This window comes from Sinorhizobium chiapasense, from assembly GCF_045277575.1.
Lineage (GTDB): Bacteria > Pseudomonadota > Alphaproteobacteria > Rhizobiales > Rhizobiaceae > Ensifer > Ensifer chiapasense_A.
In genome coordinates this window covers 819,122-837,247 of the sequence record NZ_CP144206.1, presented here as the reverse complement: position 1 = coordinate 837,247, position 18,126 = coordinate 819,122, and the positions used below count along the sequence as shown (strand labels likewise).

The 18,126-nt window shown below is 61.6% G+C and carries 16 protein-coding genes; 12 read left to right on the top strand and 4 right to left on the bottom strand.

Annotated features, from left to right (window positions below; translation table 11 throughout):
- Window positions 1-281 precede the first annotated feature (281 nt).
- Complete coding sequence (locus tag QM996_RS22660; protein ID WP_334198289.1) at window positions 282-1,151, top strand: DMT family transporter; 870 nt, start codon at window positions 282-284, stop codon at window positions 1,149-1,151.
- A 252-nt stretch (window positions 1,152-1,403) separates the two neighbouring features.
- Complete coding sequence (locus QM996_RS22655; protein ID WP_334198288.1) at window positions 1,404-1,700, top strand: hypothetical protein; 297 nt, start codon at window positions 1,404-1,406, stop codon at window positions 1,698-1,700.
- Between the two features lie 24 nt (window positions 1,701-1,724).
- Here QM996_RS22655 and QM996_RS22650 read toward each other — a convergent pair whose 3' ends face one another.
- Window positions 1,725-2,219, bottom strand: a complete 495-nt coding sequence (locus tag QM996_RS22650; RefSeq protein ID WP_334198287.1) for an NUDIX hydrolase — start codon at window positions 2,217-2,219, stop codon at window positions 1,725-1,727.
- Between the two features lie 376 nt (window positions 2,220-2,595).
- On the opposite strand from QM996_RS22650, the gene QM996_RS22645 reads away from it, so the two are divergent.
- The 8 genes from QM996_RS22645 to QM996_RS22610 are packed head-to-tail and all read left to right on the top strand — an operon-like array spanning window position 2,596 to window position 10,985.
- Window positions 2,596-3,099 carry an Lrp/AsnC family transcriptional regulator gene (locus tag QM996_RS22645; RefSeq protein WP_334198286.1) on the top strand — a complete coding sequence of 168 codons (504 nt, stop codon included), beginning with the start codon at window positions 2,596-2,598 and terminating at the stop codon, window positions 3,097-3,099.
- Between the two features lie 3 nt (window positions 3,100-3,102).
- Window positions 3,103-4,647, top strand: coding sequence for a hydantoinase/oxoprolinase N-terminal domain-containing protein (locus QM996_RS22640; RefSeq protein WP_334198285.1), 1,545 nt, complete (start codon window positions 3,103-3,105; stop codon window positions 4,645-4,647).
- Window positions 4,644-5,765 carry a DUF917 domain-containing protein gene (locus QM996_RS22635; protein WP_334198284.1) on the top strand — a complete coding sequence of 374 codons (1,122 nt, stop codon included), beginning with the start codon at window positions 4,644-4,646 and terminating at the stop codon, window positions 5,763-5,765. Before QM996_RS22640 ends, QM996_RS22635 begins: the two co-directional genes overlap by 4 nt.
- Window positions 5,766-5,801: 36 nt before the next feature.
- On the top strand, window positions 5,802-7,367 hold the full coding sequence (locus QM996_RS22630; RefSeq protein WP_334198283.1) for an ABC transporter substrate-binding protein: 1,566 nt from the start codon (window positions 5,802-5,804) through the stop codon (window positions 7,365-7,367).
- Between the two features lie 16 nt (window positions 7,368-7,383).
- Window positions 7,384-8,406, top strand: a complete 1,023-nt coding sequence (locus tag QM996_RS22625; protein ID WP_334198282.1) for an ABC transporter permease — start codon at window positions 7,384-7,386, stop codon at window positions 8,404-8,406.
- Window positions 8,403-9,242, top strand: coding sequence for an ABC transporter permease (locus QM996_RS22620; protein WP_334198281.1), 840 nt, complete (start codon window positions 8,403-8,405; stop codon window positions 9,240-9,242). Before QM996_RS22625 ends, QM996_RS22620 begins: the two co-directional genes overlap by 4 nt.
- Complete coding sequence (locus QM996_RS22615) at window positions 9,229-10,182, top strand: ABC transporter ATP-binding protein (protein ID WP_334198280.1); 954 nt, start codon at window positions 9,229-9,231, stop codon at window positions 10,180-10,182. Before QM996_RS22620 ends, QM996_RS22615 begins: the two co-directional genes overlap by 14 nt.
- On the top strand, window positions 10,179-10,985 hold the full coding sequence (locus QM996_RS22610) for an ABC transporter ATP-binding protein (protein ID WP_334198279.1): 807 nt from the start codon (window positions 10,179-10,181) through the stop codon (window positions 10,983-10,985). The genes QM996_RS22615 and QM996_RS22610 overlap by 4 nt, the downstream gene beginning before the upstream one ends.
- Before the next feature lie 141 nt (window positions 10,986-11,126).
- On the opposite strand, the gene QM996_RS22605 is transcribed toward QM996_RS22610, so the two are convergent.
- From QM996_RS22605 to QM996_RS22595, 3 genes are all read right to left on the bottom strand, one after another.
- On the bottom strand, window positions 11,127-11,552 hold the full coding sequence (locus QM996_RS22605; protein WP_334198278.1) for a plastocyanin/azurin family copper-binding protein: 426 nt from the start codon (window positions 11,550-11,552) through the stop codon (window positions 11,127-11,129).
- A gap of 331 nt (window positions 11,553-11,883) precedes the next feature.
- Window positions 11,884-14,439 carry an SH3 domain-containing protein gene (locus QM996_RS22600; RefSeq protein ID WP_334198277.1) on the bottom strand — a complete coding sequence of 852 codons (2,556 nt, stop codon included), beginning with the start codon at window positions 14,437-14,439 and terminating at the stop codon, window positions 11,884-11,886.
- Between the two features lie 339 nt (window positions 14,440-14,778).
- Window positions 14,779-15,711, bottom strand: a complete 933-nt coding sequence (locus QM996_RS22595; RefSeq protein ID WP_334198276.1) for a LysR family transcriptional regulator — start codon at window positions 15,709-15,711, stop codon at window positions 14,779-14,781.
- Between the two features lie 124 nt (window positions 15,712-15,835).
- Here QM996_RS22595 and QM996_RS22590 point away from each other — a divergent pair, with 124 nt between their 5' ends.
- Window positions 15,836-16,882, top strand: a complete 1,047-nt coding sequence (locus QM996_RS22590; protein WP_334198275.1) for an aromatic ring-hydroxylating dioxygenase subunit alpha — start codon at window positions 15,836-15,838, stop codon at window positions 16,880-16,882.
- Between the two features lie 12 nt (window positions 16,883-16,894).
- The gene (locus tag QM996_RS22585) at window positions 16,895-17,995 is read left to right on the top strand and encodes an FAD-binding oxidoreductase (protein ID WP_334198274.1); all 1,101 of its coding nucleotides are present in this window, start codon (window positions 16,895-16,897) and stop codon (window positions 17,993-17,995) included.
- Window positions 17,996-18,126: the final 131 nt, after the last annotated feature.

The following is an 18,126-nucleotide window of genomic DNA, read 5'->3' as shown; positions in this document are numbered from 1 at the left end:
TGCCGGCGCCAGGAGTATCCAGCAGCCGAAATCAACTTCTTCTTATATGAATACACTACTCACATATGGATTGATAAAGCAAGAGACTCGGAACGGCAGATGGAGGACGCTATTCAGATCGGCACAAAGTTCGACCGCACCATGTCACCATGACGCGTCGACTGAGCCGATGGATGGAAGGTGTTGGCAGGCGGCGGCTGAAAAGCGGCCATCGTTTGGTTCGAGCACCTGCGGAAAGACTATGCTAATCAAGTGGCGAACGATTCTGAGTTTACAGTGTGATGAGTCTGAAGACCCGCGGCTATCTGTTTGCCTTCCTCGCCATCTGCATCTTCGCGGGCCAGGACGCGATAACCAAGTATCTGGGTGATCGTTATCCGGCGCTCTTCATAACGATGATCCGCTTCTGGGCGTTCGCGGTCTTCGTGTTTGCTTTTGCCGCGTCGTCGCCGAAGGGCATTCGGGGTTCCGTTCGAACGCGACATCCCTGGCTGCAGTTCGTCCGCGGACTTCTGCTGGTCGCGGAGATCGTTGTCATCGTTTTTTCCTATGTTCACGCCGGGCTCGCCATGAGCCAGTCGATCTTTCAGGCCACACCACTGATCATCACCATCCTATCGATACCTCTTCTCGGGGAGGTGGTCGGATGGCGGCGCGGGACTGCGGTGCTGGTTGGCCTGGTCGGCGTTCTGGTGATCATCAATCCGGTGGACGTTCACTTCGACATCTCGCTTCTGCTGCCGCTTGTCGCCTCCGTGCTGTTCGCGCTTTACAGCATCGCCACGCGCGCAGTCAGTCGGGAGGATTCCGCTGTGACGAGCCTCTTTTATGCGGGCGTCGTCGGAGCACTGGCGATTTCGCTGATCGGTCCGTTCTACTGGACTGAAGTCGTGCCCTCCGATTGGTTCGCGTTGGCAGCACTTTGCGTCTGCGGCACTCTCAGCCACTACTTCCTCATCCGGGCCTACGGGCTGCTGCCTGCAGCGGAGGTTCAGCCGGTCACCTATTTTCAGTTGGTTCTCAACGTGATGTTTGCCGTCCTGTTGTTTGGCGAAACGATCACGTACAACATGATCGTCGGCGCTCTCATCGTCGTAGGTGCGGGCCTTTTCACGATCTGGCGCGAACACCAATTGGCAAAACGGTCATAGGCTGATCCTGCTCCCGAAAACTCGCGCTGTTTGCGATCCCGGCCGGACGTGGGATCCAGGTATCACAGCCGGGCCAACGCTTTAAGTGCCACGCAGCGGAACTATTTCCACCTTCCCGTGTTGTCGGAGCAGCGCGAGCCGACACCAAAGGCTTCTCTGCGGATGGAGTATCCGATGAAATGGCTTCTCCCAGTCCTGTGTATCGCGGCAGGTCCTGCCTACGCGCAGAGCCCCTCCCTCGAGTCGACGTGCATGGCGGTCGCCAAGAACTTCTTCATGGTAGACGCCCTCAATGTCGGGGTGGTGCAATCCTTTCCCGAGATTGAGCCGCCCGGCGCTCGCTTTAAATATTCCGAAAGAGCCGACATCAAGAAGGCAGATATGACGGACACCTTTGATTGCGAGTTCGACAATGCGAATGCGCCGAAGAGGATATTGCGCTTTTGTGTTTCACGTATTTGCTACGCTCCCGACGAGGACGATCCCGAGCGCAAGAGACGCTTTCAGGAGATGCAGGTCCTCCTGCAAAGAGCGAACGCCGCAAACTGAATCCCGTGCCCCAGACTGGGAGACCTACCAGGCCTCGCGTTCAAACCCGACAGGCAGCCCGTTCTCTGCAGCGACCAGCATCAGCTCGCGAAGCTTTGGATGAAAGACTTCCCGGACCGCAGTTTCAAATGGCGCCCACAGCAATCTCCGGCTTTGCCTCTCTGGAAAGTCCGAAAAAGTTTCGTGGACTTCGAGTAGATGCACGCTGAGGTGGTAGCTCAGATCTATGCTATCCTTCGTGTAAAGGAACGAGCCAACGGCACCGATCGATACCCTGCCTCGAACTCCCGCCTCTTCCATCGCTTCGCGCGCCGCGGCGGCGCGCGACGTCTCTCCTGCTTCTATACGGCCTTTGGGAATTCCCCAGCGGCCATTACGCCGACTAGCGACAAGCAACACTTCCGGAAAGCTATCTGCAGAAGCTCGAAAACAAATCGCGCCGGCTTGCTGGACGCAGGTCGTTGAACGCGCAGCATTTGGTGACAGCGCTTCGCATACCGGCGAGAATTGCTCGGACATATTTCTCGGTTCCGACGGATTGTAAGCAGACGTTTGCCTTCGTTTATGACAGATTTGCGACGATCCGTCTCGCAATGAGCGATTGAAAATGAAATGAGGGAGACGTGATGCTTGCGCCCCTCAATATGCGGTTGTTTTGTGAGCGGCCTGACCTACTAGGCCGCGTCAAGCGGGAATTCACGCATTCAGCCCCCCCAAATCGGTGTACCGGCAGCTTCTTCACCTCATCGCAATTTCCGATTCGGCAACTTCCAGAAGAATCCATGCCTAAAACGGGAAATTTTTGACACGTTTTGCCAACAACAACTGAAATAATCTTGACACAATTCCGTTTCGGAAATTTACTCCCCTCATCAAGGCCGAAATGGAACCGGGAATGACCCAACGCTACCTCGTCGATGATCTGGACCGCGAGATTATCCGCTATCTCACCGAAGATGGACGCCTTTCGGCGGCCGAGATCGCCGGCCGGATCGGCAGCGTCTCGGAGCGCACGATCCGCAATCGCATTGCCGGACTGCTGCAGGCCAAGATGATCGTCATCGGCGCCATTCCCGATCCGGTCGCGCTCGGGCGCGACGTCCAGGTCGAGCTTCTGATCGAAGTCGAACCCGGCAAACAGGAAGACGTCGCCATCCTGCTCGCCGAGTATGACGAGATCGGCTACCTTGCCGCCACGAGCGGCACGGCGAACTTGAGTGCTTCGCTCTTCGTCGCCGACCATGCGGCATTGCTCGAATTCATCGATCAGGAACTGGGCAAATTGCCTGGCGTCAAGCGCGTCACGAGCTCGGTCGTGCTGCGCCTCTACAAGGTATTCGGCACGAGGACGACGGCGATCAGCCGCGGTACGGACCTCGGCGGCAAGAAAAAGGGATAGGCCATGCTTCGTATTGGAGTGGATGTCGGTGGTACCAATACGGACGCGGCGCTGCTGCGCGGCGACAAGGTTCTGGCCACAGTAAAATCCTCAACCACCGCAGACGTGACATCCGGCGTCAGTGCCGCGATCCGCACCGTCCTGGCCGAGGCAGGCATTTCCGCCGGCGCGGTCAATGCGGTCATGATCGGCACCACGCATTTCCTCAACGCCATCGTCGAAGGTCGGCATCTCGAAAAGGTTGGCGTTCTCCGTCTTTGCGGTGCGGCGACGCGCTCGCTCCCACCTATGATCGACTGGCCGGACACGCTTCGCCCCGTCGTCGACGGAGGTGCTGCGCTCGTCGGCGGCGGGGTGAATTACGATGGTTCGGAGATTGCGCCGCTCGATGACGAGGCAATCCGCGCGGCGTGCCGCGACTGGCGCGCGCGCGGCATCTCCGCCGTCGCGATCTGCTCGGTCTTTGCCCTGGTCGACCCGAAGATGGAAAACGACGCGGCGGAAATCGTCGCCGAGGAAATGCCGGGGGCTGCAATCAGCCTGTCGCACCGCGTCGGCCGGACCGGCCTTCTGCCTCGCGAAAACGCCACGATCCTCAACGCGAGCCTCCACACGCTCGGACGCGAGACGGTCGGTGCCTTCCGCTCCGCCTTTTCTGCCCTCGGCCTTACCTGTCCGCTTTTCCTCACGCAGAACGACGGCACGCTGATGGCAGCCGAGTTCGCCGAACGTTATCCCGTCTTCACAATCGCGTCGGGACCGACCAACTCCATGCGCGGCGCAGCCTTCCTTACCGGGCTTTCCGACGCCGCGGTGATCGATATCGGCGGCACCACCACCGACATCGGTATGCTGGTCGCCGGTTTCCCGCGCACTCGTAGCGAAGGCGCGATGATTGGTGGCGTGCCGACGAACTTCCGCGTGCCGGACGTCTATTCCTTCGGCCTTGGCGGCGGCAGCATCGTGCGCCCAGGTCCGTCCCCGACGATCGGTCCGGATTCTGTTGGCTTCCGCTTGCCGGAAAAGGCTCTCTGCTTCGGAGGCGACACGCTGACGGCGACCGACATCGCTGTTGCGGCGGGCCTCGTTGACCTCGGCGACCGTAGCCGCCTCAGCCACATCACGCCGGAATTCGCGCAGCAGATGCTGGCCCAGATGAAGGCTAGCATCGAAACGGTGTTGGACCGCATGAAGCCAAGCGCCGATCCGATCCCGGCCATTCTCGTCGGCGGCGGTTCGGTGCTCGTCGAAGGGCTGCTGGAGGGAACATCCGTTTCGTTGAAGCCGGAACATTTCGGTTCGGCCAACGCCATCGGCGCGGCGATCGCGCAGGTCTCCGGCGAGGTGGACAGCGTGGTTTCGCTCGAAGGCACCACGCGGGAAATTGCGCTGGAATCCATTGTCGCGGAAGCACGCGCGCGCGCGGTGGAAGCAGGAGCCAATGCCGAGACCACCACCCTTGCCGAAATCGAGGAAACGCCGCTGGCTTACCTGCCCGGCAATGCCGTTCGCGTCGCCGCGAAAGTGATTGGGGAGTTGCGGGCATGAAGTATTGGACGCTCAACGAAGCAGATATCGACCGCATCGCCATCGGCTGCGGGATTCTTGGAACCGGTGGCGGCGGCAGTACTTATCATGGCCTGCTGCGGGCCAAAGCACTCTTACGTGAAGGCAAGCGCATTCGCATGGTACGCCCGGCCGACATGGCGCCGGATGCCCAGATTCTCGGTATCGGCGGCATCGGCGCCCCGACGGTTGGTATCGAAAAGATCCCGGAAGGCAGCGAGGGCGTCAGGCTTCTGAACGCGCTCGAGCGGCATCTGGGCCGCAAGGTCGATGCACTGCTCGGCGACGAGGTTGGCGGCGGCAACGGCATTGCGCCGATGCTGACGGCGGCAATGGTCGACCTGCCGGTTGTCGACGCGGACGGCATGGGCCGCGCCTTTCCGGAAGTGCAGATGACGACGTTCTTCATCCACGGCCAGGCGGTGCAGCCCGCCGCACTTGCCGATGCTGACGGCAACGTGCTCGTCGTCACCGACGCGACGACGCCGAAGATGCTGGAGAAACTGCTGCGCGCCAGCACCATTGCCATGGGATGCACAGCGCTGATGACGACGGCGCCAATGTCCGGCGAATTCGTCCGCCGTTTCGGCGTGCCACACACCACCAGCCAGGCGTGGAGCCTCGGCGACGCGGTCATGAACGCGCGGGCGGCGAAGGAGGACCCGGTTGAGGCCATCTTGAAGCAGTCCGGCGGCGTTCGGTTGATGCGCGGCAAGGTGACCGATATCAGCCGCCGCGTCATGGCGGGCTTTACCCGCGGCAAGCTCACCGTTGCGGGCCTGGATGCAGACGCCGGCCGCACGCTCACCGTCGACATCCAGAACGAATATCTGATCGCACGCGAAGGCGAAGAGATCATCACCATGGTGCCGGACCTGATCTGCATCGTGGATTCGGAAACCGGACGGGCCATCGGCACGGAGGAACTGCGCTACGGCCTGCGCATCGACATCCTCTCCATGCCCGCACCTGTTCTGCTGCGCAGCGAAATCGCGCTCGCCTCCGTCGGCCCACGGGCATTCGGCTACGATTTCGACTTCGTGCCGATGGGCGTGTCCACCGATGCGCCTGCTGTCCCCCATTACAAAGAAGACGCCTGAGCGTCCGCCCCTCCAGAACTCGATTGGGAGCCCGACATGAATCGCCGCAATTTCCTGAAAACCGCCGCCCTCGCCGCTTTGGCCACAGCCGCCTCGTCGCGGTTCAACCTTGCGATGGCCGAAGGCACGAGCAGCATCTTCACCCTCGCCTATCCGACCAGCTTTCCGGACCTCGACCCGGCAACGTCGTTTTCCAACGACGGGGCTGTGCTTGCCAATGTCTACGAGGGGCTCACGCGTTACATCCCGGCAACCGACACAGCCGAAGCCAAGATCGAGCCGCTGCTCGCCACTTCCTGGGACGTGAGCGCTGACGGCAAGACCTGGACCTTCACCCTGCGTGATGGCGTGAAATTCCATGACGGGAGCCCGCTGACCTCACAGGCAGTGAAGGGCTCGATCGAGCGGACCAAGAAGATCGGCGGCGGTGCCTCCTTCATCTGGGGTCCAGTTTCGTCCATCGAAACGCCCGAGCCTCTGAAGGTGGTTTTCGTCCTTTCCGAGCCGCAGCCGCTCGACCTCATCGCATCCGCCGGCTTCGCCGCCTGGATCTACGCGCCTTCCTCGCATGACAAGGAAGCGTCCTGGTTCAACGCCGGTAACGATGCAGGAACCGGGGCGTTCAAGATTTCGCGCTATGAGGCCGGCCAGCGCGCCGTGCTCGACAGGGTCGAAGGCTATTGGGGCAAGGTCCCGGATGGCGCCTTCCAGACGATATCGTTCGAGATCGTCGAGGATGCGACGCTCGCTCAGAACATGATCGAGAGCGGCCAGGCCGACTGGACCTACAGCCTTCCCTACGAAAACCTCGAGGCGCTAAAGTCCAATCCCGACCTGAACGTGGTCGTCAACCCCTCCTTCGAAACGCTGTTCGGCCTCTATAACGTCAAACGTGCGCCGCTCGACAAGGTGAAAGTGCGTCAGGCGCTTTCACTCGCCTTCCCCTACGACGATGTGATCGCCGCGGGAACAAGCGGTTTCGGCACGCGGGCCAAGGGTGTCGTTCCGGCCGGCATCTGGGGCCACGATGCCAATGCGCCGATCCCGAAGACCGACCTGGAAACCGCAAAGGCACTTCTGGCCGAAGAGGGCATCGAACCGGGCCTGGAACTCGTGATGACCTATTCCACGTCCCAGGCGATCGAGGCGGTCGCAGGCGAACTCTGGAAGGCCAATCTGGAAACGCTCGGCATCACGCTGAAACTCCAGCCGATGGCATGGGAGGCGCAGTGGCAGCTCGGCAAATCGAACCCCGAGGCGGCGCAGGACATTTTCGTCATGTTCTGGTGGCCGACCTTCGTCACCCCTTACGACTACCTTTTCAACCTGTTCCACAGCGAAGAGAAGCCGAACTTCAATCTCGGCTACTATTCCAATCCGGAAGTGGACGCAAAGATCGATGAAGCAGCCAAGCTCTCGGGCACCGACCGCGCGAAGGCCGAAGCGCTGTTCATCGAGGCGCAGCGCAAGATCATCGAGGATGCGGCAGCGATCTTCATGCTCGACCAGCCGAACGTCCATATCATCCGGACGGACATCAAGGGCTACGCCGACAATCCGGCCTACGGGCACATCACCTTTGTCAACGATCTGAGCCGGTAGGGCACGCGGGGGTCTGATGGAACTTCTACGCTACATCCTGCGCCGCACGTTCCTTTCCGCCTTCGTGCTGGTGGGTGTGACCTTCCTGGTCTTCGTCGTGGCACAGGTCGTTCCGTCGGACCCCGCAGCGCTCTATGCGGGCCCGCGTCCCACGGCCGAACAAATCGAAAAGGCGCGTCAGGAGCTTAATCTCGACGCGCCCCTTCCCGCCCGTTTCGCGACGTTCGCCGGGGCCATGGTCTCCGCGGATTTCGGCGTCTCCTATAAGTCTCGGCGTCTGATTGCCGAGGATCTCAGAGCTTATCTACCGGCCACCCTGGAACTCGCCATCTTTTCGACCGGTCTCGCACTCCTGATCGGTATTCCACTCGGCGTCATCGCTGCGGCGCGGCAAGGCGAGTGGGCGGACAGGTGCTGCAGTTTCGGCTCCATCGCAGCCGTCGCCATGCCGACCTTTTTCCTGGCCATGATCCTTCAGCTCATCTTTGCACAATGGCTTGGCATCCTCCCCCTTTCCGGGCGGCTTTCCAGAGAAATCGCGATCTCGGCGCCGCTGCCAATGGTAACCGGTTTCAACTTGATCGATGCATTGCTCGCCGGCCGGTTCGACGCATTCGGCGACGCACTGACACACCTGATCCTGCCGGCGTTGACACTCGCTTCCTATCCCGCCGGCGTCGCCATGCGGCTGACGCGCGCAGCGATGATCGAGATCCTCGAGCGCCGGCATATCGTCGCCGCCCGGGCGCTCGGCCTTTCCGAACCGCGCATCCTCTTCGGACACGCGCTACCGAACGCCATGGGGCCGGCGCTGACGGTGATCGGCCTCTCTTTCGCCTATGCACTGACCGGCGCGGTGCTCATCGAGATCATCTTCGCCTGGCCGGGTCTCGGCCGTTATGTCTCCGAAGCGATCCTTGCCAAGGACTTTCCGGTCATTGCCGCCGTCACCATGGTTGTGACCATCTGCTATGTGATCATGAACCTTCTGATCGATATCACCCAGGCCCTGGTCGACCCGCGGGTGGCGCTGTCATGAAAAAGCTCATCCAACGCCTCGGCTGGCCGGGCACCCTCGCCCTCTTTATCGTTCTCCTTTTCGTACTCGTTGCGATGCTGGCGCCGTGGATCGCGCCCTATCCGTTGCAAGGAGCCGGCGGCCCGAATGTCGTGGCCAAGCTCTCACCACCCTCAGCGAACTATTGGCTGGGAACCGACCATCTTGGCCGGGACATCCTCAGCCGCATTGTCTACGGAACCCGGGTCTCACTGACGAACGGCATGCTGATCGTCGCCTTCTCGTTGATGATCGGCCTGCCCGTAGGTCTTGCCGCCGGCTACTTCGGCGGCTGGATAGACGAGGCGCTGATGCGCGGTACCGACGTCTTCCTCGCCTTCCCCGCACTGTTGCTGGCCGTACTGATGGCCGCCGCCCTCGGGCCAGGATTTTTAAATAGCGTCATCGCCGTCGCTGTGACCTGGTGGCCCTGGTATGCGCGGCTGGCTCGCGCAGAGGTGCTGGTGCTGCGCGGCCAACCTTACGTAGAGGCGGCACAACTCACTGGCGTCTCCCATTGGCGCATCATCCTCCGCCATATCCTACCGGCGACAGCCAGGCCGCTCACCGTGCAGGCGGCGCTCGATGTCGGGCCGGCGCTTCTGACCGCGGCTGCCCTCTCCTTCCTTGGTCTCGGCGTCTTGCCACCGACCGCCGACTGGGGGCAGATGGTCGATGCCGGTCGAAAGTTCTTCCCCGCGCGATGGTGGTACGCGGCCATGCCTGGTCTCACCATCTTCGTCGTCGCACTCGCCTTCAGCGTGCTCGGCGATGCGCTGCGCGACCGCAAGGGAGGGGCTGCCCGTGCCACTGCTTGAGATCCGCAACCTTTCAGTCAGCATCCCGACGCCGGAGGGCGACGTTCACGCGGTGCGTGCGGTCAGCATTGAGATTGAGCGTGGCGAGATCCACGGTGTCATCGGTGAATCCGGCTGCGGCAAGACCATGACGGGGATGGCGGCACTCGGCCTCGCCCCCAACGGTGCGCGCATCGTTGCCGACCGGTTCCATTTCGAAGGCGACGACCTGCGGGAACGGGCCGCCCACCTGCGTGGCCGGCGCATCGGCATGATCGCCCAGGACCCTGCCGCCGCCCTCAATCCGGTGCTCAACATCGCCACCCAGATGGACGATGTAATCCGCGCCCATCGCGACCTGCCGCATCGGACGAGGCGCGCGGAGGCGGCCGATCTTCTCGCCGCGACCGGGCTGCCTGACCCGGAAAGAGTGCTCCGCAGCTATCCACATCAACTTTCAGGAGGCATGCAGCAGCGCGTGGTCATCGCCCAGGCGCTGGCGACCGGGGCTGACTTCCTCATTGCCGACGAGCCGACCACGGCGCTCGACGTCTCAGTCGCCGCGCAAGTTCTGGCGCTTTTGCGCAAGCTGGTGGCGGAACGCGGGCTGACCGTGCTGATGATCACCCACGACATGGACGTCATCGCCGAAGCCTGCGATCGCGCCACCGTGCTCTATGCCGGCCACTCCGTCGAGACCGGCCCGGTCGATGCCGTGCTGCAAAACCCCGGTCATCCCTATACCCGCGCCCTGCTCGCCGCGCTTCCCGACGCCGCACCGCGCGGGGCGAGGCTTGCAGCCATCGAGGGCTCCATACCGCCGCCGCGCTCTGCTATCACCGGCTGCGCCTTTGCGCCGCGCTGTCCCCAGGCGCTGCGGGCATGCGCGGCCACACCACCGCCGGAGCGCAGCCATGCCGCGCACCGTTGGCTGTGCCACCTGCCGGAGGGTTCGGCATGACCACGCCGATACTGGACGTCAACGATCTCGTTATCCGCTACCGCACCGGTCTCTTCGCCGCTCGCCCAAAACCAGCGGTCAACGGCGCAAGCTTCCGTCTGGCCAAGGGCGAGACCCTCGGCATCGTGGGTGAAAGCGGCTCCGGCAAGACAAGCCTCCTACGCGCCATCCTTCGGCTCCTTCCCGTGGAAAGTGGGCGAATTCGCCTCGAAGGGCGGGATTGGCTGGCGCTGAAAGGCGGCGCGCTGCGCCGGGAGCGCCAGAAGATCGGGGTCGTGTTGCAGAACCCGTTCCTCTCGCTGAGTCCACGTTTGACCATTGCCGAAATCCTTGCCGAACCGCTCCTGGCACAAGGCAGCCGTCAGGGCCCGGCCGTGCGCACGAAGATCGCGGGCCTGCTGTCTGACTGCGGTCTGCCGGCCGATTTCCTCGACCGACGCGCAAGCGAACTCTCCGGTGGCCAAGCTCAACGCGTAGCGATCGCCCGCGCACTGGCGCTTGAGCCGAGCCTCCTCATCCTCGACGAGCCGACATCGGCGCTGGACGTCTCGGTACAGGCACAGATCCTCAATCTCCTCTCGGATCTGAAGCAGCGCCACGGACTGTCGATGCTTTTCGTAACCCATAACCTGAAGGTCGTGGCACACATATGCGACACGCTTCTGGTCATGCGACGTGGCGATGTTATCGAATTCGGGAATACCAAAGACGTGATCAGTGCCCCGGCTGATCCCTACACCCGAGAACTGCTTTCCTTCGGGCGACGCGAGGGGCTTGTTGGGGTTCAGCCGGCTTCGAGCTGACACCGGGTGTCCTAGCGCGCTTTTCGTCGCCGGAGAACTGCACGGGCGCAGTTGAACGTCCGCAGGCCCAATCCTGATGCACAAATGGCGGCCACTCGGTGGTGACCGCCATTTTTATCGGCTGACACACCGATCAACAGGCTACTTTGTCACCGTCAGCATCGCATGCATGCCGGCCTCGAAGTGTCCCTTGATGTTGCAGAGTAGGACATAGGAGCCTGGCGCAAGCTTGGCCTTCATCTGGCCATCGGCACCCGGTTTCAGATCGGACACTTCGCCAAGGCTCTTCAACTGCTTTTCGTTGACACGATGCTTGGCCGCGACGACATCGATCTTCTGGTCGGCCGACTTCAGCTTGATCAGCACCATCTCGTGTTCTTCTGTCATTGCGCCGTTGTGGACCAAAAAGGTCGTTTCGCCGGCCTTGATAGTCGTTTGATCCAATGTGAGCGTCATCGAACCGCCAGCCTCGCCGCTCTCGACAACGTTGACGGTCGTCGCGGCAAACGCGGGCGACGTCATGCAGATGAAAGTTAACACTGCTAGCTTGTTTCGGGTGAACCGCATTTTTAGTTTCCCTTTTTTTGCTGACGTTATCGGCGAATGACCATGTCGGGGGACTTATGGGCCTTGTGGGCCCTTCCTTGTGTCGGGAAAGCATCGCGCGCCCGCCCCCCATTCGTGGGAACCAACACACGGCAACGCCGTGTGTTTCCGGCGCCGTTCTAGGCGACGCACCCTGTCCATTAACTGTCCTGTGGACTGCTTTATGACGGCGCCAAGTGTTTGAGGAACCCGTTCGAAGCGCCGTCGCTTGGGTCGCAAGGCGCGACCGGCGATCTCCCCCCTGTATATCGGACGGACCGAAAGCGGTTGTGGCCAGTTTCGCCTTGCGTGCCTAACGCCGACCGCCACCACCACGCCCGCCGCCGCCGCGGAAGGCTGCTCCACCGCCCCGACCGCCACCACCATGGAAGCCTCCGCGGCTGCCGCCCTGGAAGCCGCCGCCGCGATAGCCACCGCCATGGTCAAAGCTTTGGAAGTTGCGGCCAGACTCCTGATAGAGCCGGCCATAATTGCGGCTCAGTTCATTCTGGTTGCCGAACTGTCGTCCGGCCCGGTCAAAGGAGAGATGATCCGGCGCCCGCTGGCGAACCTGTTGATTGCGGCGTGGTGCCGGCCGCGTCTCGACCCTGTTCTGAATGCGTTGCGTGGCTTCTGGCCTGTTGGACGCCGCACGCTGACCGGCATTCCTGAGGTTCTCTCCGTCCGGCCGCTGAACGGGCTGCCAGCCATCCGGTGTGTGCTTCTGCCATTGCCCGTCCTGGCGACGATAGACGCTTCCGTCTCGACCGGCATAGACGTCACCGCCCTTGCTGCCGACGATGAAGCCCTTGTTGCCTTCCGTGTTGCGCCAGCGCAGACCGCCGGCACTGCCCGTCGTTCCGCCACTGATGCGCGCGAATTCTCCGCCGTGCTTGACGGCAACGCTGCCCCAGGAACCGTAGACATTCTGCCCGCCGCGCGCGACCATCGCGTTGCCGGTGCGCGGATTGTAAGCGGAGATGAAACCTCTTTCGCCGGCCCGTCCTGCCACCGCACCGCCGTGGAACCGGGTCCCTGTGACAGGATTATAAGCCGCGCCGAATACCAGGCCTCTCTCCGGACCGTATGCGTAGCCATAGCGGCCAAAGGTGCCGTAGGCAGGATTATATGAGGCGCCAAAGCCGTAGCTGATCGGAGGCGGATAGTAGGGCCAATCGTCGTCGTAGTAATCCCAATAGGGCGGATAGTACCATCCCGAGCCCCAGACGACGGTATCCCAAGCGAGATAGGTGTAGAGATAGCCGAGGGTGTAGCCGTACCAGACGGCATCGGGTTCGGTGTCGTAAACCCGGACATAGGTGGCATTATAGACCGGAGATGACGATGGGATCGTGTAGATCTCATCGGCTACGGCACGCGCAACGGCGAAGGGGCCAGTCGGCGTATCACCCACGAACCAGATGCCATCCTTGAGGACGAAATACTTGTCCGCCACCTTGATGACCTGCTCGTTGGCGTTGACGGCGTAAAACAGGGACGTGCCTTCAATCGGCTCGAACTTCGGCTCGCCATTATAGTGCACGTCCACCTTCAACGACCCATCGGTGGAAACCCGTGCAAGCTTCGGGATGCTCGCCCTCAGACGCGCCATCGCGCTTTCGGACGTGCCGGGTATCGAAGCGCGTACGGCGGAATATGGGGCACCGTCGGGCAGGTTCAGGAAATCTTCCGGCAGATCTGGCGTGGCAAAACGCCAGGGTCCTTCGAGCGAAAGGGATGAAAACCACCGTCCGGAAACAAGGGTGTACCAGTTCTTGCTGGCCCTATGGAAAAAGACCGAACTGGTGGTGTTGGAAACCCAGTCGAGACCTACGCCCGCCACGGGTTCGAGGACCGGCTTTCCTTCAAATATCAAAAGCTCCGCCGGCTTCTCCGAATAGAAGACCTTCGGTGCCTCGTTCTCGTTGAAGCGCGTTGGCGGAAGGGAGGCTTTTACCCCTTTCCAGTTCTCGATGTCAGGCAGTTTGGAAAACAGGTCCGGAACCGATTCCGTCTCGACCCAACCGCTCTCCAATGTCTTCGACGTGAGCCAGTTCTTGTCGCTTCGGAGATAGTAGTCGCCCGACTGTTCCACTTTAAACAGGTCCCAGTTCGTATTGACCACGAACGACAGGCCCTCCACGCCCTTGACGGGAGCCGTCACGACCTTGCCGTCCGTCTGCAGCAGGATCGCGGGCGTCTCACTGACGAAGATCGGTGGCGGATCAGCCTTGATATCTGGAACATCTGCAAGCCGCTCGAAATCCGCAAGGCTCGCTGCCAGACGTTGCTGCGACACGACGATCGGATCGGTAGGAATGAGCTTGCCGATATCGAGTGCCAGATCGGTAAGCTGCTGACGATCCAATGCGGAGAAATCGAGCCGCGTGGTGCGAATATCCGTCAGCGTGACGTTTTCAGATGCATCGTCGGCCACCGTCTTGGCCGAAAGCCCAATGATCCCGTAGTCCGGTTTCGCATCGGCGGCCGATTTGAGTTCGGTGGCGACGAGCGCCTCAAGCTCCTTGAAATCCTTCCACGACGTTATCTGCGGTTGAAAGAGCGTGATCGTCGCGCCCTTGTCGGTGTTGAACACCCTTGGCCAGGCCGGCGCTGTCGCATCGGACTGGTTGAGATATTTGCCCGCGACGAACCCATTTGCGCCAGAATAGCTCACAGCGCACCAGGAAGCCTCCGCATCACACTCCTTGATATCGACTTCCTCGCCCTGAGGGATAACGCGCATCGCGTCAAATCCGGTGCCCGGCCCCACCCGGAAATTCACATTTGCCGTCAGGACGGCGGGATCCGCAAAGGCAGAGGTCGAGACGAACGACGCGATCGTCAGATACGCAAGAATTCTACGCATGATCACATTCCCTCAGTATCTAGGATGTTCGAAGTCCCTGTACGCTGGAAGTGCCCCCGGAAACGGATCGCTGTGACGAGCGCTCTCGCAGCCAGTTAAAGTCGTTTATTTTCAGGATCATCGCACATTCGATGACGAGTGCAACTGGCAACGCTGCCAACTTGTAATTAAACCGAACGTTGAACGATACCTTCGCGCTTGCCTGAGTGGCAGCCCCTATCGAAGTTGCTGCTGCATGCCTTCGCCATCGCGAAATGCGCCTGTCGACGTGCCGCGATTATCACCAGTTCCCTCGCGGGCAGGCTGCGGGCGTACGGGTTCCCTGATCCGGTTCCGCCGTCAGGCGGCTGAGCCTGAGGGCGGAGCGGAGAGCAGTTCCTGTTGTCTCGCGACCCCTACCAGCCACTTGTGAAACTTCTGCCCGAACGGCTTTTCGAGAGCAGCCCGGTCCCAGGCGAGGTAATAGCTTTCAGGAAGTTTCATGCGAAGGTCAAAGGGGGCCACCAAGGTTCCGGACGCGATCTCATCCTTGATCATGGAAACCTGCGCGAGCACAAACCCCCTGCCGTTCACGGCAGCGTCGATGGCGCTGCTCGACAGGGTGAAGGAAAGGCCCGAGAACGCCTTGCCGCCGTCGGCGTGCACCAGGGCAGCCCAGTCCCTCCACTGCGGAGAAGCTTTATAGTCCGCCTCCCACTCCACATTGAGGAGGGGAAACTTGAGGACGTCGTGCGGCGATTCGAGGATGTGTCCGGCAATCACCGTGGGCGAGCACGCCGGCACCACCCAGTCGGTGAACAGCTTTGCGACGTGTTCATGGACGTGGGAGCGCCGTCCATAGGTGATACGGAAATCCACCTGCTCGATACCAATGCGGGGCTCCTGCTCCTGGCCGAGGATGCGCACGCTCGACTCCGGACAGAGCGATTGCCAATCGAAGATCTTGCGATTGACCCACTTGTTCGCGACCGACGTCAGGGCGCTTAGAACGATGCTGGTCTCGTTCCTGGCACGGGTGAGCACGTTGGCGGCGTGGGAAAGCTGCTGGAAACCTTTTGCGACTTCCCGATAGTACAGCCGCCCCCAGGAGGACAGTTCAACCCGCCGCCCGCGTCGCTCCAGCAAGGTCAGACCAAGGCACTGCTCCAGGTTTCGGACCAGCTGACTGACCGCGCCCGGCGAAACGTCAAGATCTTCAGCGGCGGCACTAACCGAGCCGCATCGTCCGATCGCCTCGAAGGCCTGCAAGCCGCGCAAGGACGGGTTCGGCATCGCAAAGCACTCCTTCAGCCAGTCTCTCCAATTTAGATTTTCTAAAAAAGAACGCAGGCGCTGGCAACTTGTTGGCACAGAAAAAACGTCGAACATTCACTTAACAAAACGCAAGGAGAGCGAAATGTTTCTCAAAAATGCCTGGTATGTCGCCGCCTGGGATCACGAGGTCGACCGCGCGCTGAAACCCGTCACGATGCTCGGCGAAAACATCGTGCTTTACCGCAAGCGGGATGGCCAGGCCGCCGCCCTCGAGGATGCCTGTCCCCACCGGAAACTGCCGCTCTCCATGGGGCGCATCAAGGATGACGACGTCGAATGCGGCTACCATGGCCTCACCTTTGACTGTTCGGGAACCTGCACGCGCGTGCCGGGCGCCGAGCGCATTCCGCATGTCGCCAAGGTACGTTCCTACCCGGTCCACGAGCGCTATGGTCTGCTCTGGATCTGGATGGGCGATGCCGAAAAGGCGGATCCGAAAGATATCTTCGAAGTCGAGCATTTCGGCGACCCCGCCTGGGGCATCAATCGCGGCGAGTCGATGACGCTGAACTGCAACTACCTCTACATGACGGACAACCTGCTCGACCCGTCCCATGTCGCCTGGGTCCACCAGTCGTCCTTCGCAAGCTCAGCCTGCGAGGAAACGCCGCTTGAGACGACCGTAAAGGACGACGGCGTTACCGTCTGGCGCTGGATGATCGACTCGGAACCGGCCCCGTTCTATGCGCCCTTCCTGCAGTTCGAGGGCAACACCGACCGCAAGCAGCACTATGAGGTGCGTTATCCAAGCAACGCGATCATCAAGGCGATCTTCGCGCCTGCCCATACTGGCGGTGAAGGCCGCACGCTTCCTGAGAACACCTTCCTCATGGACAGCTACAACTTCATGACCCCGGTCGATGAAAACCGGACCAAATACTACTGGTTCCAGATGCGCAACTTCGCGCCCGATGACGCAAAGGTCTCCGAGAGTTTTGCCAAATCCGTGCGCGGCGCCTTCGAGGAAGACCGCGTGGTGCTTGAGGCCGTCCACCAGGGAATGGCCAACATGCAGACACCGAACCTTGACCTGAAGATCGACGTCGGTCCGATGCGCTTCCGGCGCAAACTCGCCCAGCTGATTGCCGCCGAAACGCAAGCCGGCCCGGCGAGCGCAGCGGCTGAATAGGAATTCTTCCGGATGCTCGATGTCGCGGCTACACGCTTCCGCCCCTTCGAAGTCGTCTCGAAGGTGCGCGAAAGCACCACCATCACGTCTTTCCGGCTCGCCCCACTCGAGCGCCAGCACTGGCGGTCGTTCGAGCCGGGACAGTTCCTGACGATCCGTGTTCCCGACCGCAACGGCGGACATGTCCTGCGCAACTATACCGTCTCCTCCTCCCCGCGCGAGGAGGGAACCTATCGGATCACCGTGAAGCGTGAGGCAGCACCCGCGCAGGATGTGCCCGGCGGATTGAGCTCCTGCTGGCTCCATGACGAGATCGAGCCCGGCGCCGTCGTCGAGATCGACCCGCCGCGCGGCGCATTCAAACTCGACAGGGCGAGCTGCCGCCCCGTCGTGCTTCTTTCCGGCGGCGTCGGATTGACCCCGACAGTCTCGATGCTGGATGTGCTGGCACGCGAAAGCGACCGTCCCGTCTGGTTCATTCACGCCTGCGACAGCGCGGCGGTCCATGCCCTGCGGGCAGAGATCGAGGAATTGGCCACCTTGCGGCCCGGCATTACCCTGCACGTCTGCTACCGCTTCGCCGAAAGCGGTGACCTTGAGACGGGCCGGTGTCACTCCGCGGGTTTCCTGACGCGCGTCACGCTTCAGGGCCTTCTCCCCCTCGACGACTACGACATCTACATGTGCGGGCCACGGCCCTTCATGCAGGCCCTTTACGGCATTCTGACCAGCCTCGGGGTGCGGAAGGAACGCATCGCCTATGAATTCTTCGGGCCGGCGAGCCTCCTCTCGGAGACGGAGCAAACCACGGCGCAGCCCCCGATGACGCGCACGACCGAGGCAGCCACCGGGGAGGATGGCCTGCACGTCGTCCTTCAAAAGTCGGGGCACGAGCTGATTTGGGATGGCAGCAGCGAATCCATCCTCGCTTTCCTGGAGGCACAGGGCGTCGAGCCCGAATTCTCCTGCAGGGCGGGGGTCTGCGGGACCTGCGAACAGGGCCTCGTCTCCGGCGAAGTCGACTATTTCGAGGAACCGCTCGACCAGATGCCGCCGGGCCGGGTGCTCCTGTGCTGCACCAGACCGAAATCCTCGATCGTGCTCGATCTCTGACCGCTCAAGACATGAGGCTGCAGCCCGAACCAGGATGCCCAATCCCCGAAGGAGGATCCGTGACGAAACCGCTTCAATCCGAAATCCCGCTCAATCCGCACGTGGCCGGTCTGCCGCCATACAATGCCGGC